Annotated in this window: 20 protein-coding genes and 1 pseudogene; 17 read left to right on the top strand and 4 right to left on the bottom strand. The window is 64.8% G+C overall.

What is annotated here, in order from left to right; genetic code table 11:
- Positions 1–88 precede the first annotated feature (88 nt).
- The 4 genes from LXT21_RS33130 to LXT21_RS33115 all read left to right on the top strand — a co-directional run bounded on the left by LXT21_RS33130 (position 89) and on the right by LXT21_RS33115 (position 6,193).
- The gene (locus LXT21_RS33130; protein ID WP_254042217.1) at positions 89–2,431 is read left to right on the top strand and encodes a DUF1588 domain-containing protein; all 2,343 of its coding nucleotides are present in this window, start codon (positions 89–91) and stop codon (positions 2,429–2,431) included.
- 5 nt (positions 2,432–2,436) lie between these two features.
- The gene (locus LXT21_RS33125; RefSeq protein ID WP_254042216.1) at positions 2,437–3,834 is read left to right on the top strand and encodes a DUF1552 domain-containing protein; all 1,398 of its coding nucleotides are present in this window, start codon (positions 2,437–2,439) and stop codon (positions 3,832–3,834) included.
- Positions 3,835–3,919: 85 nt separating this feature from the next.
- On the top strand, positions 3,920–4,801 hold the full coding sequence (locus tag LXT21_RS33120) for a hypothetical protein (protein ID WP_254042215.1): 882 nt from the start codon (positions 3,920–3,922) through the stop codon (positions 4,799–4,801).
- Positions 4,802–4,981: 180 nt separating this feature from the next.
- Positions 4,982–6,193, top strand: coding sequence for an MFS transporter (locus LXT21_RS33115; protein WP_254042214.1), 1,212 nt, complete (start codon positions 4,982–4,984; stop codon positions 6,191–6,193).
- Here the strand turns inward: LXT21_RS33115 and LXT21_RS33110 are convergent.
- Positions 6,178–7,071, bottom strand: coding sequence for a LysR family transcriptional regulator (locus LXT21_RS33110; protein WP_254042213.1), 894 nt, complete (start codon positions 7,069–7,071; stop codon positions 6,178–6,180). The two genes, LXT21_RS33115 and LXT21_RS33110, sit on opposite strands and share 16 nt — an antisense overlap.
- Positions 7,072–7,236: 165 nt before the next feature.
- Here LXT21_RS33110 and LXT21_RS33105 point away from each other — a divergent pair, with 165 nt between their 5' ends.
- Together LXT21_RS33105 and LXT21_RS33100 are read left to right on the top strand one after the other, a co-directional pair.
- Entirely contained in the window at positions 7,237–7,710 is a 474-nt protein-coding gene (locus tag LXT21_RS33105; protein WP_254042212.1) for an SRPBCC family protein, read from the top strand.
- Positions 7,711–7,771: 61 nt separating this feature from the next.
- Positions 7,772–8,440 (top strand): NAD(P)-dependent oxidoreductase, encoded by a 669-nt coding sequence (locus tag LXT21_RS33100; protein WP_254042211.1) that lies wholly within the window; start codon positions 7,772–7,774, stop codon positions 8,438–8,440.
- An 816-nt stretch (positions 8,441–9,256) separates the two neighbouring features.
- Here the strand turns inward: LXT21_RS33100 and LXT21_RS33095 are convergent.
- Positions 9,257–10,034, bottom strand: a pseudogene (locus LXT21_RS33095) (IS3 family transposase).
- A gap of 307 nt (positions 10,035–10,341) precedes the next feature.
- Here LXT21_RS33095 and LXT21_RS33090 point away from each other — a divergent pair.
- From LXT21_RS33090 to LXT21_RS33065, 7 genes are all read left to right on the top strand, one after another.
- Positions 10,342–12,039, top strand: a complete 1,698-nt coding sequence (locus LXT21_RS33090; protein WP_254042210.1) for a metallophosphoesterase family protein — start codon at positions 10,342–10,344, stop codon at positions 12,037–12,039.
- Positions 12,036–13,901: a hypothetical protein gene (locus tag LXT21_RS33085; protein WP_254042209.1), complete on the top strand. Its 1,866-nt coding sequence runs from the start codon at positions 12,036–12,038 to the stop codon at positions 13,899–13,901. The genes LXT21_RS33090 and LXT21_RS33085 overlap by 4 nt, the downstream gene beginning before the upstream one ends.
- A gap of 110 nt (positions 13,902–14,011) precedes the next feature.
- Complete coding sequence (locus LXT21_RS45000) at positions 14,012–14,314, top strand: transposase (RefSeq protein ID WP_323395261.1); 303 nt, start codon at positions 14,012–14,014, stop codon at positions 14,312–14,314.
- Entirely contained in the window at positions 14,263–14,832 is a 570-nt protein-coding gene (locus LXT21_RS45700) for a transposase (protein ID WP_407667078.1), read from the top strand. Before LXT21_RS45000 ends, LXT21_RS45700 begins: the two co-directional genes overlap by 52 nt.
- A gap of 482 nt (positions 14,833–15,314) precedes the next feature.
- A complete protein-coding gene (locus LXT21_RS33075) occupies positions 15,315–15,503 on the top strand; it encodes a Rossmann-fold NAD(P)-binding domain-containing protein (protein ID WP_254042207.1) in 189 nt (62 codons plus the stop codon).
- On the top strand, positions 15,500–15,709 hold the full coding sequence (locus tag LXT21_RS33070; RefSeq protein WP_254042206.1) for a Rossmann-fold NAD(P)-binding domain-containing protein: 210 nt from the start codon (positions 15,500–15,502) through the stop codon (positions 15,707–15,709). The genes LXT21_RS33075 and LXT21_RS33070 overlap by 4 nt, the downstream gene beginning before the upstream one ends.
- A 61-nt stretch (positions 15,710–15,770) precedes the next feature.
- Complete coding sequence (locus tag LXT21_RS33065) at positions 15,771–16,439, top strand: NAD(P)-dependent oxidoreductase (protein ID WP_254042205.1); 669 nt, start codon at positions 15,771–15,773, stop codon at positions 16,437–16,439.
- Between the two features lie 84 nt (positions 16,440–16,523).
- On the opposite strand, the gene LXT21_RS33060 is transcribed toward LXT21_RS33065, so the two are convergent.
- The gene (locus LXT21_RS33060; RefSeq protein ID WP_254042204.1) at positions 16,524–18,455 is read right to left on the bottom strand and encodes a c-type cytochrome; all 1,932 of its coding nucleotides are present in this window, start codon (positions 18,453–18,455) and stop codon (positions 16,524–16,526) included.
- A gap of 337 nt (positions 18,456–18,792) precedes the next feature.
- On the opposite strand from LXT21_RS33060, the gene LXT21_RS33050 reads away from it, so the two are divergent.
- Positions 18,793–19,443, top strand: coding sequence for a TetR/AcrR family transcriptional regulator (locus LXT21_RS33050; RefSeq protein WP_254042203.1), 651 nt, complete (start codon positions 18,793–18,795; stop codon positions 19,441–19,443).
- 22 nt (positions 19,444–19,465) lie between these two features.
- Here LXT21_RS33050 and LXT21_RS33045 read toward each other — a convergent pair whose 3' ends face one another.
- Positions 19,466–19,795, bottom strand: a complete 330-nt coding sequence (locus LXT21_RS33045; RefSeq protein WP_254042202.1) for a hypothetical protein — start codon at positions 19,793–19,795, stop codon at positions 19,466–19,468.
- Between the two features lie 130 nt (positions 19,796–19,925).
- Between LXT21_RS33045 and LXT21_RS33040 the strand changes: the two genes are divergently transcribed.
- The 3 genes from LXT21_RS33040 (at position 19,926) to LXT21_RS33030 (ending at position 22,725) form a co-directional block, all read left to right on the top strand.
- Positions 19,926–20,477 carry a dihydrofolate reductase family protein gene (locus LXT21_RS33040; protein WP_254042201.1) on the top strand — a complete coding sequence of 184 codons (552 nt, stop codon included), beginning with the start codon at positions 19,926–19,928 and terminating at the stop codon, positions 20,475–20,477.
- Positions 20,474–21,469, top strand: a complete 996-nt coding sequence (locus LXT21_RS33035; RefSeq protein ID WP_254042200.1) for an RNA polymerase sigma factor — start codon at positions 20,474–20,476, stop codon at positions 21,467–21,469. Before LXT21_RS33040 ends, LXT21_RS33035 begins: the two co-directional genes overlap by 4 nt.
- A 65-nt stretch (positions 21,470–21,534) precedes the next feature.
- A complete protein-coding gene (locus tag LXT21_RS33030) occupies positions 21,535–22,725 on the top strand; it encodes a glycosyltransferase family 39 protein (RefSeq protein WP_254042199.1) in 1,191 nt (396 codons plus the stop codon).
- Positions 22,726–22,822: the final 97 nt, after the last annotated feature.

Genomic DNA, 22,822 nt, shown 5'->3' with positions numbered 1-22,822 from the left:
GGGTGAGGACGCATGTGCCTCCCGGATACGGCCGCGTTTCGCAGGGTCTGCTTGATATCCCACCTGTCGTTCGTGCCAGTCTGACCGGATGAAACGAGTCCTCCTGCTGGCTGGACTGTTGAGCCTCGTTGCGTGCAAGGGCTCCTCCAACGGGCCCAACGACACCCCCGACGCAGGCCCCAACAACCCAGGGGACCCCGATGGTGGAGGTGGGCCCGATGGGGGCCTGGCGTCCGCGTGCGTGGTGCAGACGGTGCTCGCCGAGCGTTGCGCCAGCTGTCACGGCGCGATGCCAGCGCAGGGGGCGACGATGCCGCTGCGCACCCTGCATGACATGCGGGTGAGCTCGACGCGGGATGGGAGTCTGAGCAACGCCGAACGCGCGCTCATCCGCATGCGCGACGACGCGTCGCCGATGCCGCCCGCTCCCCATGAGCGCGCGAGCGCAGCGGAGCTCGCCGCGCTCGAGGCGTGGATAGGGGAGGGGATGCCCCTCTGCGGGGGCACCAGCGGCCCGCCCGTGCCGGAGGTGGCCGAGCCCAACCTGCTCGAACAGTCCACGCTCTTCAGCTGCACCGAGGGCGTGCGCTCGGATGCGCCGACGCGCATCCGCCGCATGAACCGGCGCGAGTTCACGCGCAACGTCGGTGGCTCGGTCGAGCGCAGCTGGACGGGGTTCAGCTTCTACGACAACCCGCTCGACCCCAGCGCCATCGAGCAGTACAGCTCCTGGGCCACGGACGAGACGCTGGACGAGGCCACGGTGGAGCTCTTCCTGCCGGTCGTCGGCGAGGCCGCCTCGCCGTGGACGATGAGCTACCCGGACGGAAACCGGATGGAGCGTGTCTTCACCAACAGCCGCTTCAACTGCATGTTCAACGACGCGAACCCGAGCGACACCTGCAAGCGCTTCCACCTGGGCCAGATGCTCGAGTTCGGCGTGTTCTTCCGCCCGCCCACCGAGGATGAGCTCACCCGCCTCACCGCCTTCGCCACCGAGGTCATCGCGCAGGAGCCGAGCAAGTCCGCGGCCATCCGCGCGGACTCCATCACGCGCATCTCCAACGCCGCGTGGATGATGACCGGCGCCATGTTCCGCCGCGAGATGGGCGGCGAGCCGGCCGACGGCCGCGTGACGCTGACCGGCCTCGAGCTGGGCTCGCAGCTGGCCTATGCGCTGGGAGGACGTGCGCCCTCGGCCACGCCGAGCTTCGTGTGGCCGCACTACTCCGCGCCCCTGGAGGGGCACCTGGCGGACGTGGCCACCGCCGCGAAGGATGGCTCGCTCGCGCAGGATGCGACGACCACTGCCCTCATCAAGAAATACCTGGGCGGCGTGGACGCCCACCAGAACGGCACTCCGCGCTTCGACCTGGTGCAGGACTACAACGAGGAGCAGCGCGGCAAGCGCGGACAGTACTGGCTGGGTGACGGCGTCGCGGGCTTCTTCCGCGAGTGGCTCGGCTATGGGCACGTGTCCGCGGTGTTCAAGGAGTCCCCGGCGGCGACGTCGCGCTTCGAAATCGAGGGGCTCGGCTACATCAGCGCCGTCTCCTACGACAACCTGCTCACCAACTTCCATCCGCTGGAGCCGACCTTCATCCAGCAGTTCGACGACCTGATTGCCCGGGTGGTCGTCGAGGACAAGGACGTGCTGGCGAACCTGCTCACCACGCGCACCTTCTACGTGCCCTCGATGCAGAACGCGGCATACGACTCGCACAAGGGCCTGTCGCACCCCTACAACGTCAGCGAAGTCCTGCCGGCGACCATCGCGGGCCGCTGGAAGACGCTGCCCGCCACCGAGCGCGCGGGCGTGCTGACCCACCCGGTGTGGCTGGCCTCGCACGGCGGCAACTTCGAGGACGACCCGTCCATCGTCCACCGCGGCAAGTGGGTGCGCGAGAACCTCCTGTGCGGCTTCGTCCCGCCGCTCAGCAGCGTGCAGGTGGCGGCGCAGGTCGGCGCTCACGCTCCCGACAAGAACGCGCGCCGCCGTCTGCAGGAGGCGACCGCCGGCGCGCAGTGTCAGGGCTGCCACCGCCTGATGGAGCCGCTCGGCCTGCCGTTCGAAATCTACAACCACGCGGGCTTCCTGCGCGCCAGGGACCACTCCCCGAGTGGAGGGTGGACGACGCCGGACGGGAGCTCGACGCTCACGGCGATGCCGGACCCCGCGCTGGACGGCCCGGTGAGAGACGCGGTGGAGTTGAGCGAGCGCCTGGCGACCTCGCGGCACGTGAAGCGCTGCTTCCTGAGACAGACCTTCCGCTACTTCATGGGCCGCCCGGAGAACGCGAGCGACGCCTGCACGCTGACGCAGATGGAGCAGGCCTACGACGCGAACAACGGCTCGTTCTCCAAGATGCTGACCACGCTGATGACCAGTGACACCTGGAAGACGCGGCGCGTGCCGCGGGCTGGAGAGTGACCGCCATGTTCTCGCGACGAACCGTCCTGAAGGGCATGGCCGCCGGCCTCTTCGCGCCCTACTTCCATGAGGTCCACGCCCAGACGTCCAAGCCGCCGGCGCGCCTGGTGCTGGTCCTCGAGTGCAATGGTGTCTACCCGCGCGCGCTCCTGAGCGCGGGCACCCGCACGGCGCTGGGGGGGCGCGCCACCACCACCGACCGCATCTTCTGGGATGCGTACAAGGACACGCCGCTGGTGCGCGAGGGCGACAACCTGGCCACCGCGGCCTGTCTGGGGCCGTTGGCGTCGTCTTCCGGGAACCTCGACCTGGTGAATCGCTCCGCCGTGCTGCTGGGGCTCTCGAGCCTCATCGCGGGTGGAGGTCACTCCAGCGGGACGGGGGCCTTGAGCTGCGCGGTGAACGGCGCGGGCGCGACCTTCGACGCGGTGATTGCGCCGCGCCTGCGCCGGGGGGCACCGTTCGACGTGCTGCGCCTGGGCACCAGCTCCGCGCGCGTGTCGATTGTCTATGAGACGTGCGCGCTCGGGCCCCGCAAGCCCGCGGGCATCATCGTCAACCCGTCGCTCGCGTTCGACAGCACCTTCGGCTCGCTGCTGGGCGGCTCGACGAACGGGAGAGATCGCAAGATGCTCTTCGACTTCGCGCTGGCCGACTCGCGCAAGGCGTTGGCGGAGTTCAGGGGCAACTCGAACGAGCGGCTGAAGCTGGAGCGCTACCTCGCGTCGCTCGAGTCGCTGCGCACGCGGGAGGACCAGCTCGGTGGCATGGCGGACCGCGTACGGCCCTACCTGCCGCCGGCGCCGAAGGACAACCCGCTCATCACCGGCGCGGGCTCACCGCCCGACTCGCTGAAGTGGTTCGAGGCGCAGTTCCAGATCGCCACGGCGTCGCTGCTGGGCGGGCTGACGAACACGGTGGTGCTGGCGACGGGGACCTCGGGCTTCGACGTCGCCTACGGCGCGGACGTGGCCGACGTCGCGCGACACAATCTGCAGCACGGCCTGGACGCGGGGCAGAACTGGGACCGCGTCGCCGAGGTGACCCGGCGCCACGTGCAGCTCGTCGCCAACCTGGCGCGGACGCTGGCCGCCACGCCCGAGGTCGGCGCGAGCGGCTCGATGCTGGACCACACCGCCATCGTCTTCATGTCCGACAACGGCGAGCAGCACCACTCGACGTCGCGGGAGTGGCCGAAGCTCGTGGTGGGTGGCAACGCGCTGGGCCTGAAGACGGACGGTCGCACGGTCGTCTACCCGAAGTTCGACGCGGCCCGGAACCGGCAGGTCTCCAACCTCTTCAACACGCTCGGCCACGCGTTCGGAGACGCGGACTTCAACACCTTCGGGCAGGAGGGCAGCACGCGCATCGCGCAGGGACCGCTGAGCGAGCTGTATGGCTGAGCGGTGAGCACGGCCGGGTTCTCTGGCCCGGCTTCGAGCTGGTATCCTCGACTCCCATCTTGGGTGTGAGTCATGGAGGTCGTTCGTGAGCGCGGGTCAGTGGCTGTCGAAGAGCGCGGGCTTCATGCTTCTGTTGTGGGGGCTCGCGTTCGTGGACGCGGCGCATGCGCAGGTGCGGCTCAAGTCCAAGCCCGCGGGCAAGATTCCCGACCAGTTCGTCGTGGAGTTCACCTACCCGCCGCAAGCGCGGCTCCGGCTGTTCGTGAACGACATCCCCGTCTACCAGCATCGCGTGGGCAGCCCGGAGGAGGAGCAGGAACCCGAGATTCGGCGAGGCTTCCCCATCCAGCACTTCGTGGTGCCTGGGGAGAACACGCTCCGGGTGGAAGTCGACGGCGATTCGGAGACGGTCCAGGGGAAGCTGCAGACGCTCTCGGTGAAGGTGGGGAAGGACCTGGCGATGACGGAGACCTACTCCGACGTCGGGGACATCCAGGTGAAGACCCCGCTCGTCTTCACCGCGCCCAAGGGCCTGAAGCCGCCTCTCTGGCGGACCGGCAAGAAGATCGCGTGGAGCGACGAGGAGAAGAAGCAGGTCCACGCCAGGATTGCCGAGCTGCAGCAGTTGCTCCAGGCGAAGAACTTCAAGGCGTTCACCGCGCGCCTGACGCCCTCCATCCAGGAGACTGTCCGTCTGACGGGAATCGGCGATGCGAAGTTGCTGGCCCGCCGGGAGGTCATGGACTGGGAGGGACTCGCGGAGGCCGGTGACTGGGCGGTCCGAAGCCCCTCGGTCGAGGCGCTGGACTGCAAGCTCCTCGGAGACGGTTGGTTGGTCGAGTGCCTGGAGAAGGGGACGGACCACACGCTCCAGGTCACCTCGGACGGCGTCACGGAGGGGCGCCGGTTCCTGTGGATGAAGCGAGACGCGGGCTACGGGCTGTATCAGAAGGTCAGCCTCTTCTGAGCCTGTCGGAAGTGTGCCGCTCGTGGTGGCCATGGTTCTCGGTGCTTTCCCGATTCGGCATTGCGTGTTGCCGAGTCAGGCCATTTCGTTAGACATGTGCCGAGTCCGGCGGAGGCATGCCGAGTCGTGCAGGGTTGCCGGCATGAAGACAAGGCCGGCCTCCCTTCGAGCGGAGACATCGTGAAGAAGCAGGACGCAGCCGCGTGGGCCCTCCTGGCCCTGTCCATGGGCGGCTTTGGCATCGGTACGACCGAGTTCGCCTCCATGGGCATCCTCCCGCTCATCGCCACCGGCCTGGGCACGACGATTCCCAAGGCCGGCTACGTCATCGCGGCCTACGCGTTGGGCGTCGTCGTGGGGGCGCCGCTGGTGGCCATCGCGACGGCGCGCATGTCACGCCGGTCGCTGCTGCTGCTCCTGATGGTGGCGTTCACCGTGGGCAACGCGGCGTCCGCGTTGGCGCCCACCCTCGACACGCTCATCCTGGCCCGGTTCGTCGCGGGGCTGCCTCACGGCGCGTACTTCGGCGTGGGCTCCGTGGTGGGCGCGGCGCTCTTGGGGCCGGGGAAGAAGGGGCGCGCGGTGGCGCTGCTCATGGCCGGGCTCACCGTGGCGAACATCATCGGGGTTCCGTTGGCCACCTTCCTGGGGCAGCGGCTGGGGTGGCGCAGCACGTACCTGCTGGTGGGCGCCATCGGGGTGGTGACGCTCATTGCCCTCTGGCGCTGGGTGCCGCACGTGGCGTCGCTGGGGGGCTCCAGCGTGCGCCAGGAACTGGGCGCCCTCAAGCGGCCCCAGGTGTGGTGGACGGTGGTGGTGGGCGCCGTGGGCTTCGGCGGGCTCTTCGCCGTCTACAGCTACATCGCGCCCACGATGACTCGCGTGGCGGGGCTGCCCGAGTCCGCGTTGCCGCTGGTGCTCGCGCTCTTCGGCATGGGCATGACGGCGGGCACGCTCTGGGGCGGGAAGCTCACGGACCGCTCGGTGACGCTCGCGATGTGGAGCGGGTTTGGTGGCGTGACGCTGGTGATGGTGCTGTTCGCGCTGCTGGCGACGTCGCTCTGGGCGGCGGTGCCGTTGGTGTTCCTCATCGGCTTCACCGCGTCGCTCCTGGGGCCCGCCGTCCAGGTGCGGCTGATGGAGGCGTCGCCGGATGCGCCCTCGTTGGCCGCGTCCATGTCGCATTCCGCGTTGAACATGGCCAACGCCGCCGGGGCGTGGCTGGGGAGCCTGGTGCTCGCGGCGGGGTATGGCTATCTGGCGCCGGCGTGGGTCGCCGTGGCGCTCAGCCTCGCGGGGGCGGCGCTCTTCTGGGGGGCGACCCGCTCCCAGCCTCGCGCGCCGACGGGTGGGCCGTCTGAACCCATCCAGGCAACTCATCCGCCGATGTAGGCGGCCAGCTCGTCAGGCTTCCCCTCGGGAAAGGCTGCCTTCAAGTAATCGAGGAAGGCGGAGACACGCGCGCTCAACAGCCGCCGCGAGGGGTAGAGCGTCCACAGCGTGATGTCGGGTCCCTCGACATCACCCCAGTGCACCAGCCTTCCGGCGGCCAGGTCGTGACTCACCAGTGAAATGGGCAGGCGTGCGGCGCCGACACCCGCGCGGACCGCATCGCGGACCATGATGAGCGACGAGAGGCGAAGGACGGGCTGGATCGCGATGCGTGACTTTCCAGTGCGTGTCACGACATTCCAGGCGGCACTGCCGTCGCCCCCGCCACGGACGACGGCGGCGACAGCGAGCTGCTTGGGAGGCCTGACGAGCTTCGGGCTCGCGACGACCACCAGCCGGTCGCGCAGGAAGCTGCGGCCCACCCATCGCTCATCTGGATCCGGATTGACACGAATGGCCAGGTCATAACCTTCCTCAATCAGGTCGACGGCCCGGTCCTCCGCGGTGACCTCGAGCTGGACGTCCGGATGTTTCAGCGCGAACCCGGCCGCGAGCTTCCCCATCGCGGTCTGCGAGAAGAGCAACGGCGCGCTGATGCGCAGCCTGCCTCTCGGCGTGTCCCCACCTGAGGCGATCTCCGCAGCCGTCTCATCGAGCTCGGTCAGCAGGGCCCCTGTTCGTTCGAACAGCGCCCGGCCCTCCTCGGTGAGCTTCAGCGTGCGCGCTCCGCGCTCGAACAGCCGCAGGTCGAGCTCCGCTTCGAGTTCCGCCACCCGGCGGGACAGGGTCGCCTTCGGGCGCCCCGCCGCGCGCGCGGCCCGTCCAAAGCCCCCGTGTCGGGCGACGAGATTGAAATCAGCGAGAGCGAGCAGGTCCATGGGGTGTTCCGCCAGTGAGACGACTCGTCCAAGAATAGCGTCTGGCGGTCCGAATCTGAAACGGTAGGTTATCGGGGGCTCGCAGCCCGAACCGGCGTGATTCCCAGTCCCTCCTGCTATCGGCGGGCTGAGTGACACCCCACCCTCACGAGAAGGAAGACCCTCATGATCTATGCGTCCGCCACCATCCCGGTGAACCCCGAAGGCGAGCCCCATCTCACCCGCGAGCAGGCCTGGAAGGGCCTGGTCCTCAAGGCCCGCGACGCGCGGCTGTTCCTCCCGCCCGGTCTCTGCACCCGTTGCGACGTCGTCGAGGAGAGCGCCTCTCACATCGTGCGTGAAGCCACGATCGCGGGCGCCGAGCTGCGCGAAATCATCACGTTCGAGCCGCAGCGCAAGGTCACCTTCTTCCAGGCCACGGGCCCGCGCGAGGGTGCCATCATCAACGAGCTGTTCGAGGACGCCGACGGCGCGCTCCAGCTGCGCTTCTATTGCTACCTCGGCCTGCGAGGCCACGCGCCGAACGGCCCCGAGGAGCGGGCCGAGCAGGAGTGGATGAGCGGCGACAAGGGCTACAAGAGCGCCTTGCTGTCGACGCTGAAGCAGACACGCGAGCTGCTCGCCGAAGGCCGGCTCTGAACAGCACCACCAACTCGGGACGGCTTCTCAGGAGGCGTCCCACCCTCTCGAGGTCACAACCATGCAGGCTTCTGAAACCAACACCCGCCAGTCCGCGCAGCCCAGGCTCCTGGTCCTTGGCGGGACCGGCGGCACTGGCCGCCTGATGGTCAGCGACGCGGTGGCGCGAGGGTATGACGTCTCCGTGCTCGTGCGCTCCGCCGAGAAGGCGAGTGCTCTCCAGGGCGCGAAGCTCATCGTCGGAGACGCCCGCGACGAGAAGGTCCTGCGTCAGGCGCTTGAGGGCCGTGACGCCGTCATCAGTTCGCTCGGCACACCCGCCAGCCCCTTCCGCGAGGTTTCCTTGCTCTCATCCGCCACGCGCTCGCTCGTGAGCGCGATGAAGGCCGAGCAGGTATCACGGCTGGTCAGCATCACGGGGATGGGCGCGGGTGATAGTGCCGGGCACGGCGGCTTGCTCTTCGACTACCTGCTCTTCCCGCTGCTCCTGCTCAAGGTGTACGCAGACAAGGATCGGCAGGAGGCCATCGTCCGGGAGAGTGGGCTCGACTGGGTGCTCGTTCGCCCGTCCGTCCTCAACAACAAGCCGGGGCGCGGGACTGTCCGCGCGCTCACGGACCTCTCCAGCTTCCACGGAGGAAGCATCTCGCGAGCGGATGTCGCGACGTTCGTCTTGGACCAGGTGAGAGGAGATGCGTGGTTGCATCTCGCTCCATTGATTACCTGGTGAACGTAATTTCGGATGCTCCGCTTCCTGTGCGCGCCTTCTTCGCTCCTACGCGGGGAAACGCTCTCGCCAATGGAGCTGTATCAGATTCGTTGAGTCCGCTCAACTGTGGGAGAAGGACCCAACACTGCCGAAGAATCCATTCCCGCCGGAGTTCAAAGCGCGAGTCGTCGAGGTGGCGAATGCGGGACGAACGACGAGCAGTCTGTCCGAGGAGTCCACGTCTCGGACACGACAGTGTGCAATTGGGTGCGTCAGAGCGAGCTGGACGAGGGCGCTCGCCAAGATGGACTGACAACGGACGAAAAGCAGGAACTGGCCCGGTTGCGGCGCGAGGTGAAGGTTCTGCGTGAGGAGCGCGACATCCTCTCAAAGTCGCGGCATGGTTCGCGCAGGAAGGCATCGGGACGCCTAAGAAGCGTTCCGCTTCGTGAGTGAGAAGCAAGTCGAGCGTGCGGTGTCGACGATGTGCCGGCCACTGAGCGTCACCGAGGCCAGTTACTACGCCTGGAGGGGAAGGCCCGCCTCAATGCGGGCCAAAGAGGATTCCCATCTCTCCGAGCGTATCCATGCCATTCATCAGAAGCTGGACGGCACCGGCCTCCACTTCAAGTGTCTTCGTATCCATTCCTAGGCTAGTCCTATGCGTTAGCGACCTGTCCGAGTGAAATGAGGGCTACACCACTGGGTCTCAAAGAGACCGGTGTAGCTCCAGTCACTCCGGATCGACACGGCGACCGGCTTGTAGAGGAAGTGGTGTGCCCACAGAACGCCCGCTGTCGGGCGGATATGACCTGTCTGGAGCCTTCGGACCACTGATTACGAGAGACGAGCCGACCGGGAGGGGTTGGGTACCACTGCTTCGCACTGCCGTCTAGATTCCAGAGGGGTGAGGTAGCCCATGCTCGAGTGAGGACGGACCTGGTTGTAGTGCTGTCGCCACGTCTCGATGACTGCTTTCGCGTCACCGCGAGAGCGAAACCACTCCATGCTGTGGCACTCGTCGCGCAAGCGCCCGTTGAAGCTCTCATCGGTGCCGTTCTGCCAGGGCTTGCCGGGTGCGATGTGGGCCAGTTCGATGCCTGCCTCCTCGGCCCACCGCAGGATGTCCGACGAGACGAACTCCGGCCCGTTGTCGCTGCGCAGGTGCCGCAGCGCCCCTCGCTGGCTCACCAGCTTCGACAGCACCTCCACGACCCGTCTGGAGCGGATGGCGCCGGCGACGTCGATGGCGAGACATTCACGTGTCCACTCGTCCACCACGGTGAGGCACTTGAGCTGCTGCCTGTTGGCACAGCCGTCGAAGACGACGTCGTAGGCCCACACCTGGTTGGGTCCCGCTGCAGGACGCGGACGGGGGCTGCACCTCGATGTCCAAGTCCCGTTCAGCCAGCAGCTTCTTCAGTCGAGCATTCTCCGCCTCCAACTGCTTCAGCCGCTTCGTGTCGTTGGCGTCCATGCCGCCGAAGCGCTTGCGCCACGCGTAGGGCGTCGGCTCACTCACCCCGTGCTTCTTCGCGGTCTCCGGCACGGACGACCGCTCCGCTTCGCGCAGAATCGCGACCATCTGCTCTTCGCTGAACCGACTCTTCTTCACCGCCTGCCTCTGTTGTCCCTGAAGACGGCATCTTCTCAATCTTCACGTGGTCCGAAAAGACCTGGGCATGTCAGATACCCAGGTGCGGAAGGCCCTGCTCCGAGTCCTATCAAGCCTGTGGAGCTTCCTGGGAGAGGTGACCAACTCGGTTCGCCTGCCCAGAGGAGGCATCGAATCTCTCGCTCTTTCGCTTGTTGTCTATTGAACGGTTGGTTTGTAGTGCTATCGCGCAGAACGTACGCGCAGCAGAACATCCCGTCAGTGCACGCCGACGATAGCCGGCGCGACGACGCCTCGGGGGTAAGCCATGGCCGACGGGCTCACGTGGATGCACGTCTCCGATCTGCACTTTCGTGCAGGTCGAGGGCGCGATGCTGCGAATCACGTTGCCGTCACACGCGAACTCATTGCTGACGCGGCGGCACAACGAGATGTCCTTGGCCCACCTGACTTGCTCATAGTGACGGGTGACGTTGCCTTTGCAGGGCAGGAAGAGGACTACAACCTAGCGAACAAGTGGCTTACGAAGCTCCTGGAAGTGCTGCGCATTGCACCTAGCCAAATGCTGGTCGTCCCTGGAAACCACGATCTCGATCGCACGACTGTGCACCGAAACTTCGTGATGGAGACTCTTCACTCGAGTCTGCGGAGTAATACGGAAAGGCTCGACGATGCACTGTCACAGCCAGATGCATTGCTTCAGCTTGCGACCAAGTTTCGGCATTACGTGCAATTCAAAGGCCTAAAAGAACAAGAGCTTCCATTGAGCTGGGTTAGCCATGTGCGTTGCAGAAGTTTTGATCAGCCGGTTGTCGCTGTGGGGTTCAATAGTGCGCTGCTTTCGTTTGACGATTCCGACGCCCCGGAGAATCTCGCCTTGGGTCGAGTGCAGCTCAATTCAGCGCTTGACGGCGTGCCAAAGAATGCTCTGCTGCTAGTGCTTCAGCATCATCCCCCTGAATGGCTAATCGATGGTGAAGTGGAACTGCAGATGCTCCGCCCTCGACCGCACATCATTCTATGCGGCCACACGCACAAACAGGCGCTGCAGGCATCTATGTCGGCTGGCCTAGGAGGCGTACTTCAGCTTAATGCGGGGGCTGGCCATACCCACGGTAACTTCACGAGTCACACCTATTATTGGGGGCAGCTCGGCAGCTGGGGCCTAAGGCTCTATCGGCGGCAGTGGAGCGGCGAACACGGGACCTTTGCCGACGCCCCTGTCCCAAGAGACGTGCCTCGAGAGGGGGATGCGGTGGTGCTTCGAGGCCATCTCCCCCAGGTGCTCCAAAACTGGCTCGGTGTCGACCTGCAAACGCCTAGTAGTCGGTCTTCTATAGTTGACGCCATTCAGCGAATAGCCGTGGAATGGCACGAGCACCTTGATCCAAGTCTCATGGAGACGATGCGTGTTCATCCTCTTTCGCTGGCCGACGAGACACTCGACTACCTAAATACATGCTCCGAGCATGAGTTGGATCAGCATGCTGCTGAGGAGTTTGAGCGATACAATGATGTCTCGCTCCCTGCTCTTCCTTTGGCTAGACATGAGGCCTATCTTGTTGCGCGATATCTGCTGCAGCGTATACTCAGGAATGACGCGGAGTCGTGTAGGCGCCGTCCGTATGTCTACCCGGTCCATCAATATCTTGCGCAGCTCGCCGCCGAGCTCCCGAACGAAAAGCGCGAGTGTTTTCAATCTACTCTTGTCTCTTGGCTCACATCCCGTAGGGTATATGAAGTGGCTAGGCATTTTGCCGCTTTTCAGCTTGGAATGAATAGAGTGCAAGCAGCTGCGGCTTCTCTGCTTGGTGCGGCAGAGAATGTGACCGAAGTAGGCGAGGTTCGCTGCTACAGTGTTCTCGCACTGGGCATGTTACGGTCCATTGAAAGTGCCCAGCGCCTCGGGCAGCTCTATGAAACGGAGCGCAATGGTGAGATCAAGAAGGTAATCGCTCATGCGTTGATGTATATTGGGCGTGAGCAGAAAGTGCAGCAGAAATGAAACGCGCGCAGGAAGTTCTCTTTCTCTCGTGGCTAGGGTTTCTGTTTGCGGGTTGTGGCTCTTATCGCAGTCATGTGTTGTCGGTGTTTGATGAGCATCAAGCTCCAGGCGTCGTCGTGCTTGCTCTGGGGGAGTCGGACTCTGCGTCAAAGGTGCGGTTCATCCAATTGAACATAGCGGTTCAAGCAGCACGCCATGGCCCTGTGCTCCTCTTGGTCACGGATCAGGAGGGCAAATTCCAGCTCCACCGCGAGTGTGCTCGCCTGAAGGGTTTGTGTGATTTTTTGGAGAACGAGACCATCCGGATTGCTTTTGTTCGACATGAGGGGCCATGGGTTCGAGACTATGGGCCGCATGTTGCTACCAGCGCTGACTCACTGATCATTCTGGATGCTCGCTATGATGACATACGCCTTGAGCGGCAGCTCACCGCGAAGCGGGCCACTGCCAATAAGATGCGACTGGAACTCGCTGAGGCATTAATGTCGGCTAAGCTGCGCTCCTCGAGCGATGATGCTGTGGCAGCCGACGAACTCGATGGTGTGGATGATGGCGAGCCGAATCATCAAGCGTCTGAATCTAGCGAAGTGGATCTGGATGAAGAGACAGCTCGGAATATATTCATTGGGAGAATTCGTGCAGCCTTGCGCCAGCAACAGCATGAGAATGAGGAAAATGGCAGAAACCTACTTGGGCTTTTAGGTGAATATGCAGATGCTCTGGCGGATAAGGCTGCGTTTCGTCGAGATGTTGATGATCAGTCGTCCGCTGAGATAGCATTTGCAGCATATGCTATCCCGCCACGTGAGGTGATTTCAGTCGACTATCGCCTCGATGGTGGAAATCTTGTTCGATTGTTTGATGGGCGCTGCCTCACCACATCCGATCTTGTTGCAGTGAATGCTCGCGGCGCTGGAGATCTGGACCGTGCGCTCCGCGACATCTATCAGTGCAAGGAAACGCTCTTTCTGCATCCGCTGCCTGGGCCCGTCATTAAGCATGTTGATATGTTTGCTCTTCCTGGGCCTGGCAGAAAGGTGTTTTTGTCGTGGTTTGACCCCGATGTGGAAGTTTTACGACCACATTGGGGCCAACTCGGCGACGTCATGCGGGCGCTAATTGTCGAGGCATCAGTTGCCATGCACCAGAACGAAGTAACCCTCCGCAGTCGAGGCTACGAAGTGGTTCGCGTTCCGGCGCTTTTCCCTCGTGAGGGTGAGCATGGCTTATACTATCCCACGGTGCTCAATGCTCTTGTCCGCGTGACACCTGAAGGAAACCGTAGTGTCGTGCTCCCTCGGTACTCGGACTATCTACTCGATGTCCAGCGAGAGGCGCGCAAGATCATCGAGAAGACCTATGGCTTCGGGACAGAGTTTGCGTACGTAGAGGCCACGGCGGCAGCGGAGGCGCAAGGAGCCGTTCACTGCTTGGCGCATGTCCTTCCCTTGCGACACTCCATTTTTGCCTCTGGAACGGGAGAGTCCGTGCGAAAAGATATTCGACAAGCACTTGCAGGCCTCGACGCAGACTCTGGATGGGATGCGGCTCGCCATTTGGAGGGCGTCTGGCATCACGAGTCAGAGGGGCGCGAAGTTCAAGTGCATTTTCGTAGCCGCCAGATTGAGCTCAGGCATGGTTCGAATAGTCAGAGTATGTCTTACGAGGTTGTTGCCCGAGATGGTCAGACGTGGACCCTGCGATTGGACGGTAAGATGACTACCTCGCTTCGTTGGCTCGATACAGGTCGACTCTTCTGGGATGACTTTGATCTTGACTTGACGCTGCGGCGTAGTGTGGCGCCGCAGTCTGAGTGCTTGTCTTTGGATGGCGGCTGTTCGGCTGTGGATGAAGGGTTTTAGCGCAGGGCTTGCTTGACGCGATCGTCGAGACTTGCTCTCTGGGATGAGCGAATAATGTCTGGTTCTGGAGGAGTTGCGACGGGCTCCATTGTAGGGACCGTCCATGACGAATGCCTGTCGTATGTGCGGGTTTCCACTGCTGGAAATTACAGCCCCAAACAAAGGCCAAGGCTGGGCTGGTTGTTTGCAAGGGCCATCCGCAGGTTGAGAGGATGGCTCGTGAACTCGTCCCTGATGCATTATGGCAGCGCGTAGCGCCCTTGCTGCCTCCGCTTCGTTCCAAGAGGAGGATGGGGCGTCCACGAGCGGTCCACCGGGCCGCCTTGGATGCCATCGTCTTCGGTCTCAAGAGCGGCATCCCGTGGGAGATGTTGCCCCGCAAGCAGTTCGGATTGTGTGGCATGGCAGCCTGACGCCGCCTTGGGGAGTGGACGCGGGCCAGAGTGTGGGAAGAACTTCAAGTTCGTCTGCTGGACGAACTGGGCCTACATGGCAAGGTAGACTTCTCTCGGGCCAGCATCGACTCTTCCTCCGTCAGGGCGTCAAAAAGGAGGCCCCCACGGGCCCAAATCCGACGGATAGAGCGAAGGCGGGTAGCCAGTATCATCTTCTCGTAGACGTCCAGGGCTTGCCGCTTACCGAGTCCGTGACGGCCGCTAGCGTGCACGACAGGCACGAACTCTTCCCACTCGTCGACTCCGTACCGCGGGTGAAGATGCCCTCGGGTCAGCGACAGAGATGTCCCAGGACGCTTCACGGCGACAAGGCGTATGCCTCCACGCAGATCCGATGGCGCCTCCGGCTGCGCGGCATCTCTCCTCGCATCGCGAGGCCGAGGAGCGAATCCAACGAGTGTCTGGGTCGTTTCCGCTGGGGTGGAGCGCACTTTTGCCTGGAAGAATCAGCTCCGCTGTCTCCGTGTTCGAGATGAGCGCACGGACGACGTTTATTACGGATTCCTTGTCCTGAGCTGTTTCCGCATGCTCCTTCGTCGCCTCTATCCTGACTTTTGTTAGAGGTTCTTAGACATGTGACGGTCAGCTGCGTCCTGCGGCTGTGCCGGGAGGCAGGAGACGTAGTGCCGCGGCCAAGTGCGGCGGATGGTTTTCGCCCAGCCAGGGCAAGGTGGCCAACGAACTCGTTTGGCTGTAACCGTCCTGCCGAGCGACGTGGCGGGGGATCATGTCCGGGGTAGTAGTCGTGGTGGACCCTAGTCGGAATGTCGAAGCCAGTTGAGACGCAAAAGTGATTTCATGTTGCCGAGAAAATCGAGGCGAGCGGGCCGACGCAGAAGGAGCTCTCCATGCTGTGACGATTGAGGCTGAGCACACTGCAGTTATGGGTGTGCTGGCGTCGATGTTAGGACCCTTGTCCGGGACCCCGCCAAGGCTCGCTTTCCGACAGGCGTCACCGTTGGGCGGGGGAGACCTGCTCGACATCGACTCGCTGCGGAGCGCCCTCTCGGGTGTCTCCACGCTCGGCCTGCTCAGCGCTGTGGTGCCAGATGAACTCACGCAGGCACTCATCGCGTTCAACCTCGCTCGCAAGGCGGGCACCCTGCGAATCGTCTACCTCTCGGTGATTCACAAGGCCGCTACGTGAACGTGCCGCACTCTGCGGGCAGGGTCGCCGTCGAACTCATGATGGAGCAGATGGGGTTTGGTGCCACCCTCCTGCGCCACGCCTACTTCATGAATAACGATGTCACCATCAAGGACGAATGGATGGGCGGCGACAAGGGCTACAAGAGCGCCTTGCTGTCGACGCTGAAGCGGACACGCGAGCTGCTCGCCGAAGGCCGGCTCTGAACAGCACCACCAACTCGGGGCGGCTTCTGAGGAGGCGTCCCACCCTCTCGAGGTCACAACCATGCAAGCTTCTGAAACCAACACCCGCCAGTCCGCGCAGCCCAGGCTCCTGGTCCTTGGCGCGACCGGTGGCACCGGCCGCCTGATCGTCCGCGAGGCGGTGTCACGAGGGTACGATGTCTGCGTGCTCGTGCGCTCCGCCGCGAAGGCGAGCGACCTCGCGGGGGCGAAGCTCATCGTCGGAGACGCCCGCGGCGAGGAGGCCCTTCGTCAGGCGCTCGAGGGTCGTGACGCCGTCATCAGCGCGCTCGGCACACCCGCCAACCCCTTCCGCGAGGTCACCTTGCTCTCGGCCGCGACGCGCGCGCTCGTGAGCGCGATGAAGGCCGAGCACGTCTCACGGCTGGTCAGCATCACGGGGATGGGCGCCGGTGAGAGTGTGGGGCACGGCGGCTTCGTCTTCGACCACCTGCTCTTCCCGCTGCTCCTGCTCAAGGTGTACGCAGACAAGGACCGGCAGGAGGCCATCGTCCGGGAGAGTGGGCTCGACTGGGTGCTCGTTCGCCCGTCCATCCTCAACGACAAGTCGGAGCGACGCACGGTCCGCGCGCTCACGGACCTCTCCAGCTTCCAGGGAGGAACCATCTCGCGAGCCGCTGTCGCCAGGTTCGTCCTGGATCAGGTGCGAGGCGATACGTGGCTCCATCGCTCTCCGTTGATCACCTGGTGAGCGACTTGGGTGGAGTCGTCACCCACGCCGATGGAGCGCGCCGGAGCGTGGCGAGCGAATCCCCGCCACGCTCCAGCGGAGGGCTCACAGCGTCTTCATGTACTCGATGAGCGCGGTGCGCTCCGCGTCGGTCAGCACGTCGGTGAACGTGTGGCCCGAGTTCGACTGGCTGAACATCCGGGTGTTGTAGATCTTCCGGTCCTCGATGTCCGAGTTCGAGAAGGTCGGGGCCACGATGCTGCCGAGGAGGTTCCAGGCCAGCGCGCCGTTGCCATACAGCAGCGACAGCCCACCCTCGATGAGCGGCGTCTCGTTCGGGTCCCACGGGTTGCAGTGGTTGAACGGCGAGAAGGTCAGGTAGCTGCACGGAATCGAGTCGTACTTCCACCCGACCTTGGTCTGGTCATAGCCCTTCGTGAGGTCGGTCTCGAAGCCCATCACGACGCCGAACCGCGACGGCTTCGACTTGCGGCGCCAGATGCGCGGGCGCTCCGACGACTTGAGCAGGCTCCAGAGGTCGGGCACCGAGCCGTTGTGGAAGTAGGGACCGGACGCCCAGATACCGTAGAGCGGCTGCGCGAGGTAGCCGATCATGTTGTACTTCTCGGCGCAGCCCTCCTGACCGTTGTACCCGTAGAAGCTGTACTTGGCCTGGGTCTCGACGGCGCCGTCGTTGGCGTGCATCCGGGCGTCATCGGTGTCGATGATGTGGATGGGCGTGACGTTGGCGGCCATGCCCTCGAACAGGGGCGTGGCGAGGAAGCTGGGGTCGTTCACGTAGCGTGGCGCGTAGGCGCCATGGCAGCTCGCGCATGAGCCGTTGCCGGCCTGCTGCGGCTTCGCGACCGGGTTGTTGCGGTTCGTGGCCCACAGGTCGAGCGTGTGGAACAGGACCGACCCCTGCTGCGCGAGCGTCGCGTTGACCGGCAGCGGGTAGGCCGGCGACTTCAGGCCGAGCATCCAGGTGTTCGCCTGGTACTCGTTCTCGAGGATCCACTCGTAGCCGCCCTGGTAGGTGGGCAACGCGGCGCCCGGCATGTACCACGACAGCTCGATGCGCGTGGCGTCGCTGCTCATCCCGGCGTCGTAGAACTTCACCGGCCGGTGCCCGAGGTTCCACCAGTTCGGTGGGTCCTCCGTGCCCGTCGAGCCGGCCGCCCAGATGCTCGGATTGAGGATGACGCCGGGAATCGTCCCATCGGGGTCGAAGATGGTGAGCAGGGCGAAGAGCTGGAAGTTGGTGATGTTGCCCGTGCCTCGGATGCGGTTCAGGGAGGCGATGGTGAAGGCGGGGTTGAGGCCTCCGAGCTCGCCCAGGAACAGGGTCGCGTCGGTGAGGCCGTTGGTCCCGTGCAACGCCCCCAGGCCCGCGCCGTCGCTCGGCTTGCCAATCTGGCCGCTGTGACAGACCGAACACGTGACGCCAATCTGTCCGCTCCACGAGCCGTCGGCGTTGCGTGTCTGCGTCAAGGCCATCGGCAACTGGCCGGAGCCACCGTTCGTGCGGTTTGGATCCTCGAACGGGAGGGGATACGGATTGCGCTGCTGACCGAGCGGGACGCCGTAACGCTCGGCGACGAGGTTGTCGAAGTCGGAGGGGCGGAACGGCAGGCCCCACCTCAGCCACAGCGCGTTGTATTGGGACGCCGGCATCGACCAGAGGCTCCAGGCGGAATGGCCGCTGAACTCCCAGCCGGCATCCGGGTCTCCGTTTCCGCCGAGCAGTCGCCCTCCCGCCGCGTTGACCGACCGCAGCTCGCCACACGTCTGCGGCGTGCGGTTCATGCACGAGTTCCACCCCACGTTGAAGACGACGTGCTTGTTCGACGTCGGCGTCACGAGGGAGCGTGGATCCGCCGGTAGGAGCGTCGCATCCGACTTGCCCGAACAGAACTCGAACCAGTAGTGCCCGCCACGCTTGCTGCCGAGCAGGTCCGATTGCGCTGCCGCCGGTGGACTGCCGGCAAATACGAAACACATCGCGACGAGACCGCTTCGAATCAGACGTGCCGCCATGACGTCCCTCCTCCTGTCTGTCTGTGGGTCGGTCGGATGGGGTCGCGGTCCGACCGGATGGGCATGTGCTCGAAGACGTCAGTTTTCGAGGCGCACGCTCGGTATGAGACTAGTTCACATTTGTCGCCAATAAGGGACATTTGTCGCGAAAGTGCCGTAGGCGACATCTGTCGCTTATTGGCATTTGGCGAAAGTCAGGGCTGGGTGAGTGTGCGTCCGGGGGGCGAGTCCACGGCGCGACTCGGCTGCCACCGCTGGGTTGTCGAGCGAACCCCGGCGTGGAAGAACCAGCTCCGCCGACTTTGCGTCCGCGACGAACGCAATGGAGTCACGAGCCATGGCTGACGATGCGCGTCAATCCGCCCCCAACCCCGACTTCGTGGCGCGCAAGCCGCAGCAGCAGCGCGCCAAGGTCCGGGTGGATGCCGTGCTCCAGGCGGCGGAGGCGCTGCTGCTCGAGTCCGGGCTCTCGGCCTTCTCCATCCCGACGCTGGCCGAGCGGCTCGAGTACCCGCGGTCGACCATCTACAAGTTCTTTCCGACCCCGCAGGCGCTGCTCAACGAGCTGGCGGAGCGCCAGCTGGCGGCGCTGGAGGCGCACCTGACGCGCTATGCCAGGCGCCTCCTGGGGGCCAAGGACTGGCAGGAGCCGCTCACGCGCATGGTCCACGAGGCGGCGGAGTTCTACCGCACGCATCCGGCGGCGCAGGTCGTCCTGCTGAGCGGGCCGGTCTCGGATGTGAGCTTCCGCGCGTTCGAGTCCACCATCGCGCGCCTGGGCACGCTCGCGCGCGGCCTGCTCGCGGTGCACGGCATCGACATCCCGAAGGGGTCACCGGACATCGCGGCGCTGGCGGTGGAGTTCGGCACCGCGAGCCTCCGGATGTCCTTCTACCTTCATGGTCGCATGACGGATGAATACACCCAGGCCGCGGCCGACGTGATGCAGTCCTTCCTGGCCCGGCGGCTGGGACTGACGCTGCGCTGAGCCAGGCCCCGTCGTCAGAGGCTCACGGGGTGACGAACAGTCGGGTCATGGCGTAGTTGTACTTGCCCGCGTCCTTGAGGGTCACCGCGGAGGCGAGCACTTCCCCTTCGTAGTTCAGGGTGATGCTCCATTTGCCCGCGTGGATCAGCGCGTCGAGCATCTCGGGCGAGGTGCAGGTCTGGAAGTCGGAGAACAGCGCGTGGGGGATGTAGTACGTGCCGGTGGTGAGGTCGATGACGAGGGTGGCGTCGACGGGGCCCACCAGGAAGCTGCCTGGGCGCTTCAGGCCCATCAGGCGGACGCGATGCCCGCGTGGAATCGGCGCGTAGAGGTCGAGGTCGGTGCTTCGCATCGCGCCAGGGTAGCCCGGCCGATGCTCGCGAAACAGCCCGTTTCACGAGGGGGAGTATCCTTCTGGAGCGCGGGTTCGTCTTCCGGGGATGACAACCCAAGAACCCACCCATCGCCGCCTTTTCGTCTCCATGGTTGTCTCGCTCGACGGCTTCATCGCGGACTCCGAAGGGCGGCTCGATTGGTTCGAGGACGGCAACCCCCAGTTCGAGCAGTACTGCGAGGAGATGATCGACTCGGTGGGCCTGGCGCTGTACGGCCGGCGCTCGTACGAGGAGATGCTCGCCTACTGGCCGAACGCGGAGCTGAACCCCCGCTCTCCCCAGGACCTCGCCTTCGCCCGCAAGATGAACGCGCTGCCGAAGGTCGTGCTGTCTCGGACGCTCGAGCATGCCGCGTGGAACAACACCCGCATCCTCCAGGAGAACATCGCCGAGGAGCTCACCGCGCTGAAGCGTCAACCTGGCAAGCCGATGGTGGCGTGGGCCGGCGCGGGGCTCGTCGCGACGCTCACCCGGCTCCGACTCGTCGATGAGTATCGGCTCATCGTCCATCCGGTGCTCCTCGGGGGAGGCACCCCGCTCTTCAAGGACCTCGAAGGTCGACAGAAGCTGAAGCTGGTGCGGACGACCCAGCTCGGCCAGGGCCTGGTGGTCCTGTGCTATGAGCCGCTGACACCGTGAGCAAGTCGCCCCCCGACATCAACGCGCTGAGCGACGAGGTGCAGTCGTCCTGGCATCGGTTCCTCGACGTCTTCGAGCCGATGCGTCCCGAGCTCTATCGCTACTGCCGCCACCTCACGCGCAGCCCGTGGGACGCGGAGGACCTGGTGCAGGACACGCTCGCCCGGGCGTTCGTGACGCTCGGGACGGTGTTCATGACGCTGCCGAATCCGCGCGCGTGGATCTTCCGGGTGGCGTCGAACCTCTGGGTGGACCGCATGCGGCGCATGCGTCTGGAGTTCGCCTTCGAGGCGCCCGTGGAGGGGGCGACGGAGCCGGACCCTCGTGCACCGCGCGAGGCCGCTGGCTCCTTGCTGGTGCGGCTGTCCCCGCAGGAGCGGGCCGCGGTGGTGCTCAAGGATGTGTTCGACTTCTCGCTCCAGGAGATCGCGGATGCGCTCTCGACGACGGTGGGCGCGGTGAAGTCCGCGCTCCATCGGGGAAGGGGCCTGTTGGCGGCGCCGGAAGAGCCTGTGACTCGAACCCCCGCGCCCGCGGCGCTGGACGCGTTCTGTGCGGCGTTCAATGCGCGGGACCTGGAGCGACTGACGGACCTGTTGCTCGACAGCGCCAGCGTGGAGATCGTCGGCGTCGTCACCGAGTACGGCCAGGACGCACCGAAGAATCCGGACACCGGCTCCTTCGCCGGAACGCTCGCGCCCATCACCTTCGACGAGCGGGGCGGTGTCCCGCCGCAACTGCTCGAAGGGTATCTGTCCACCAGCCCTCGCTGCGAAGTCCGCACGCATCGCGGCTCACCCATCCTGCTCTTCTGGTACGACCACGACGAGGGACCGCTGGTTCGCACCGTGATGACCGTGGAGACGGACGGCGAGCGCATCGTCCGGGTGCGCAACTACTTCTTCACCCCGGAGGTCATCGCGGAGCTTTGCGCGGAACTCGGCGTGCCCTTCCGGGTCAATGGCTATCGCTACTGGGTGGATGGGCGTTAGGGCGCAGGTTCGTGAGTATCCTCCGGTCATCAAGCATGGACGCACCTTCTCGATGGAGTCTCAAGATGCGTCGGTGGGATGGCTCGACGCCGCCGAAGCCCTCGACGCCCAGCGATGGCTGGGCACTCGTGGGGCTCGTGGCGGGGGTCCTGCTGCTTCACCTGCTCATCATCGATCAGCCGGCCCTGTCCTATGTCTTCGACGAGGCCCACTACGTACCGGCCGCCAGGTGTCTGCTCGACGGGACGGCGTGCAACGAGGAGCATCCGCCGCTGGCCAAGGTGCTCATCGCACTCAGCATCCAGGCGTTCGGTGACCGAGGATTCGGCTGGCGCCTGCCCTCCGTCTTCGCAGGCAGCTTCACGCTGGTGCTGCTCTACCTCCTCACCCGGAGGCTCACGGACGGTCGTGTCGCGCTCCTCGCCGCCTTCCTGCTCGGCTTCGAGAACCTCTGGTTCGTCCACTCGTCGATTGCCATGCTCGACATCCCGGCGTTCTTCTTCGCGATGCTGGGCGTCTACTTGTTCACGGGGCAGCGGTGGTGGCTCGCTGGACTCGCGCTCGGCGTTGGCATGCTGGCCAAGGGCGTGGTGGCGATGGTGTTCATCGCGCTGGTGCTCTACGTCCTGCTCAGCCAGGAGCGGTGGCGCTCCAAGGCCGCGCTGGCGGTGACGACACGGGTCGGTCTGAGCGTCGGCATCCCCGCGGCCCTGACCTTTCTCGCGGGACTGGGGCTCTACGACCTCGTGTATCAGGCCTTTCCCAGTCCGCTGCATCACCTCGCGAGCATGGCGAGCTATCATCAGACCATCGGCTCGCCGGCGATGAGCGACAGCGTGCATCCGCTGCGGTGGTTCTCGGGGTTTCCGAACTCGCCGTATTTCGTCACGTCCCTCCAGGCCGAGGACGGCAGCATCCCTCGAGATGTCCTGCAGTACATGGACCAGCCCAACCTGGTCATCCTGCTGTTCATCTGGCTCGCCATTCCGCTCGTGTGGCCGGACATCCGGGCGCGCCAGCCGCTGGCGCTCCTCTCCTCGCTGCTGGTGGGGGTCCCGTACCTGCTCTTCCTCCTGGTCGCGCACGTGCGCGTCACCTATCCGTTCTACATGCTGCTGTTTGTCCCCAGCCAATGCATCCTGTCGGCGCTGGCGCTCTCGAAGCTGCCGCGCGGGGCCACGCTGACATTCTGCGCGGGCGTCCTGGCGTGGTTCTTCTATTGGTTCCCACGCAATCCGCTCGCGCCTTGGGAGTAGGTCTCAGCGACCTCGAGTCGCACGGATGATGCATTCAATTCAGCGCTTGCCTTCAAGTCTCGGGCGGAGCCTCTCCTTGATTTTCAGGGTTCCACAT

It is taken from the genome of Myxococcus guangdongensis (genome assembly GCF_024198255.1).
Classification (GTDB): Bacteria; Myxococcota; Myxococcia; order Myxococcales; family Myxococcaceae; genus Myxococcus; species Myxococcus guangdongensis.
The sequence above is the reverse complement of the archived record's forward strand: the minus strand, read 5'-3'. Positions and strand labels throughout refer to the sequence as shown.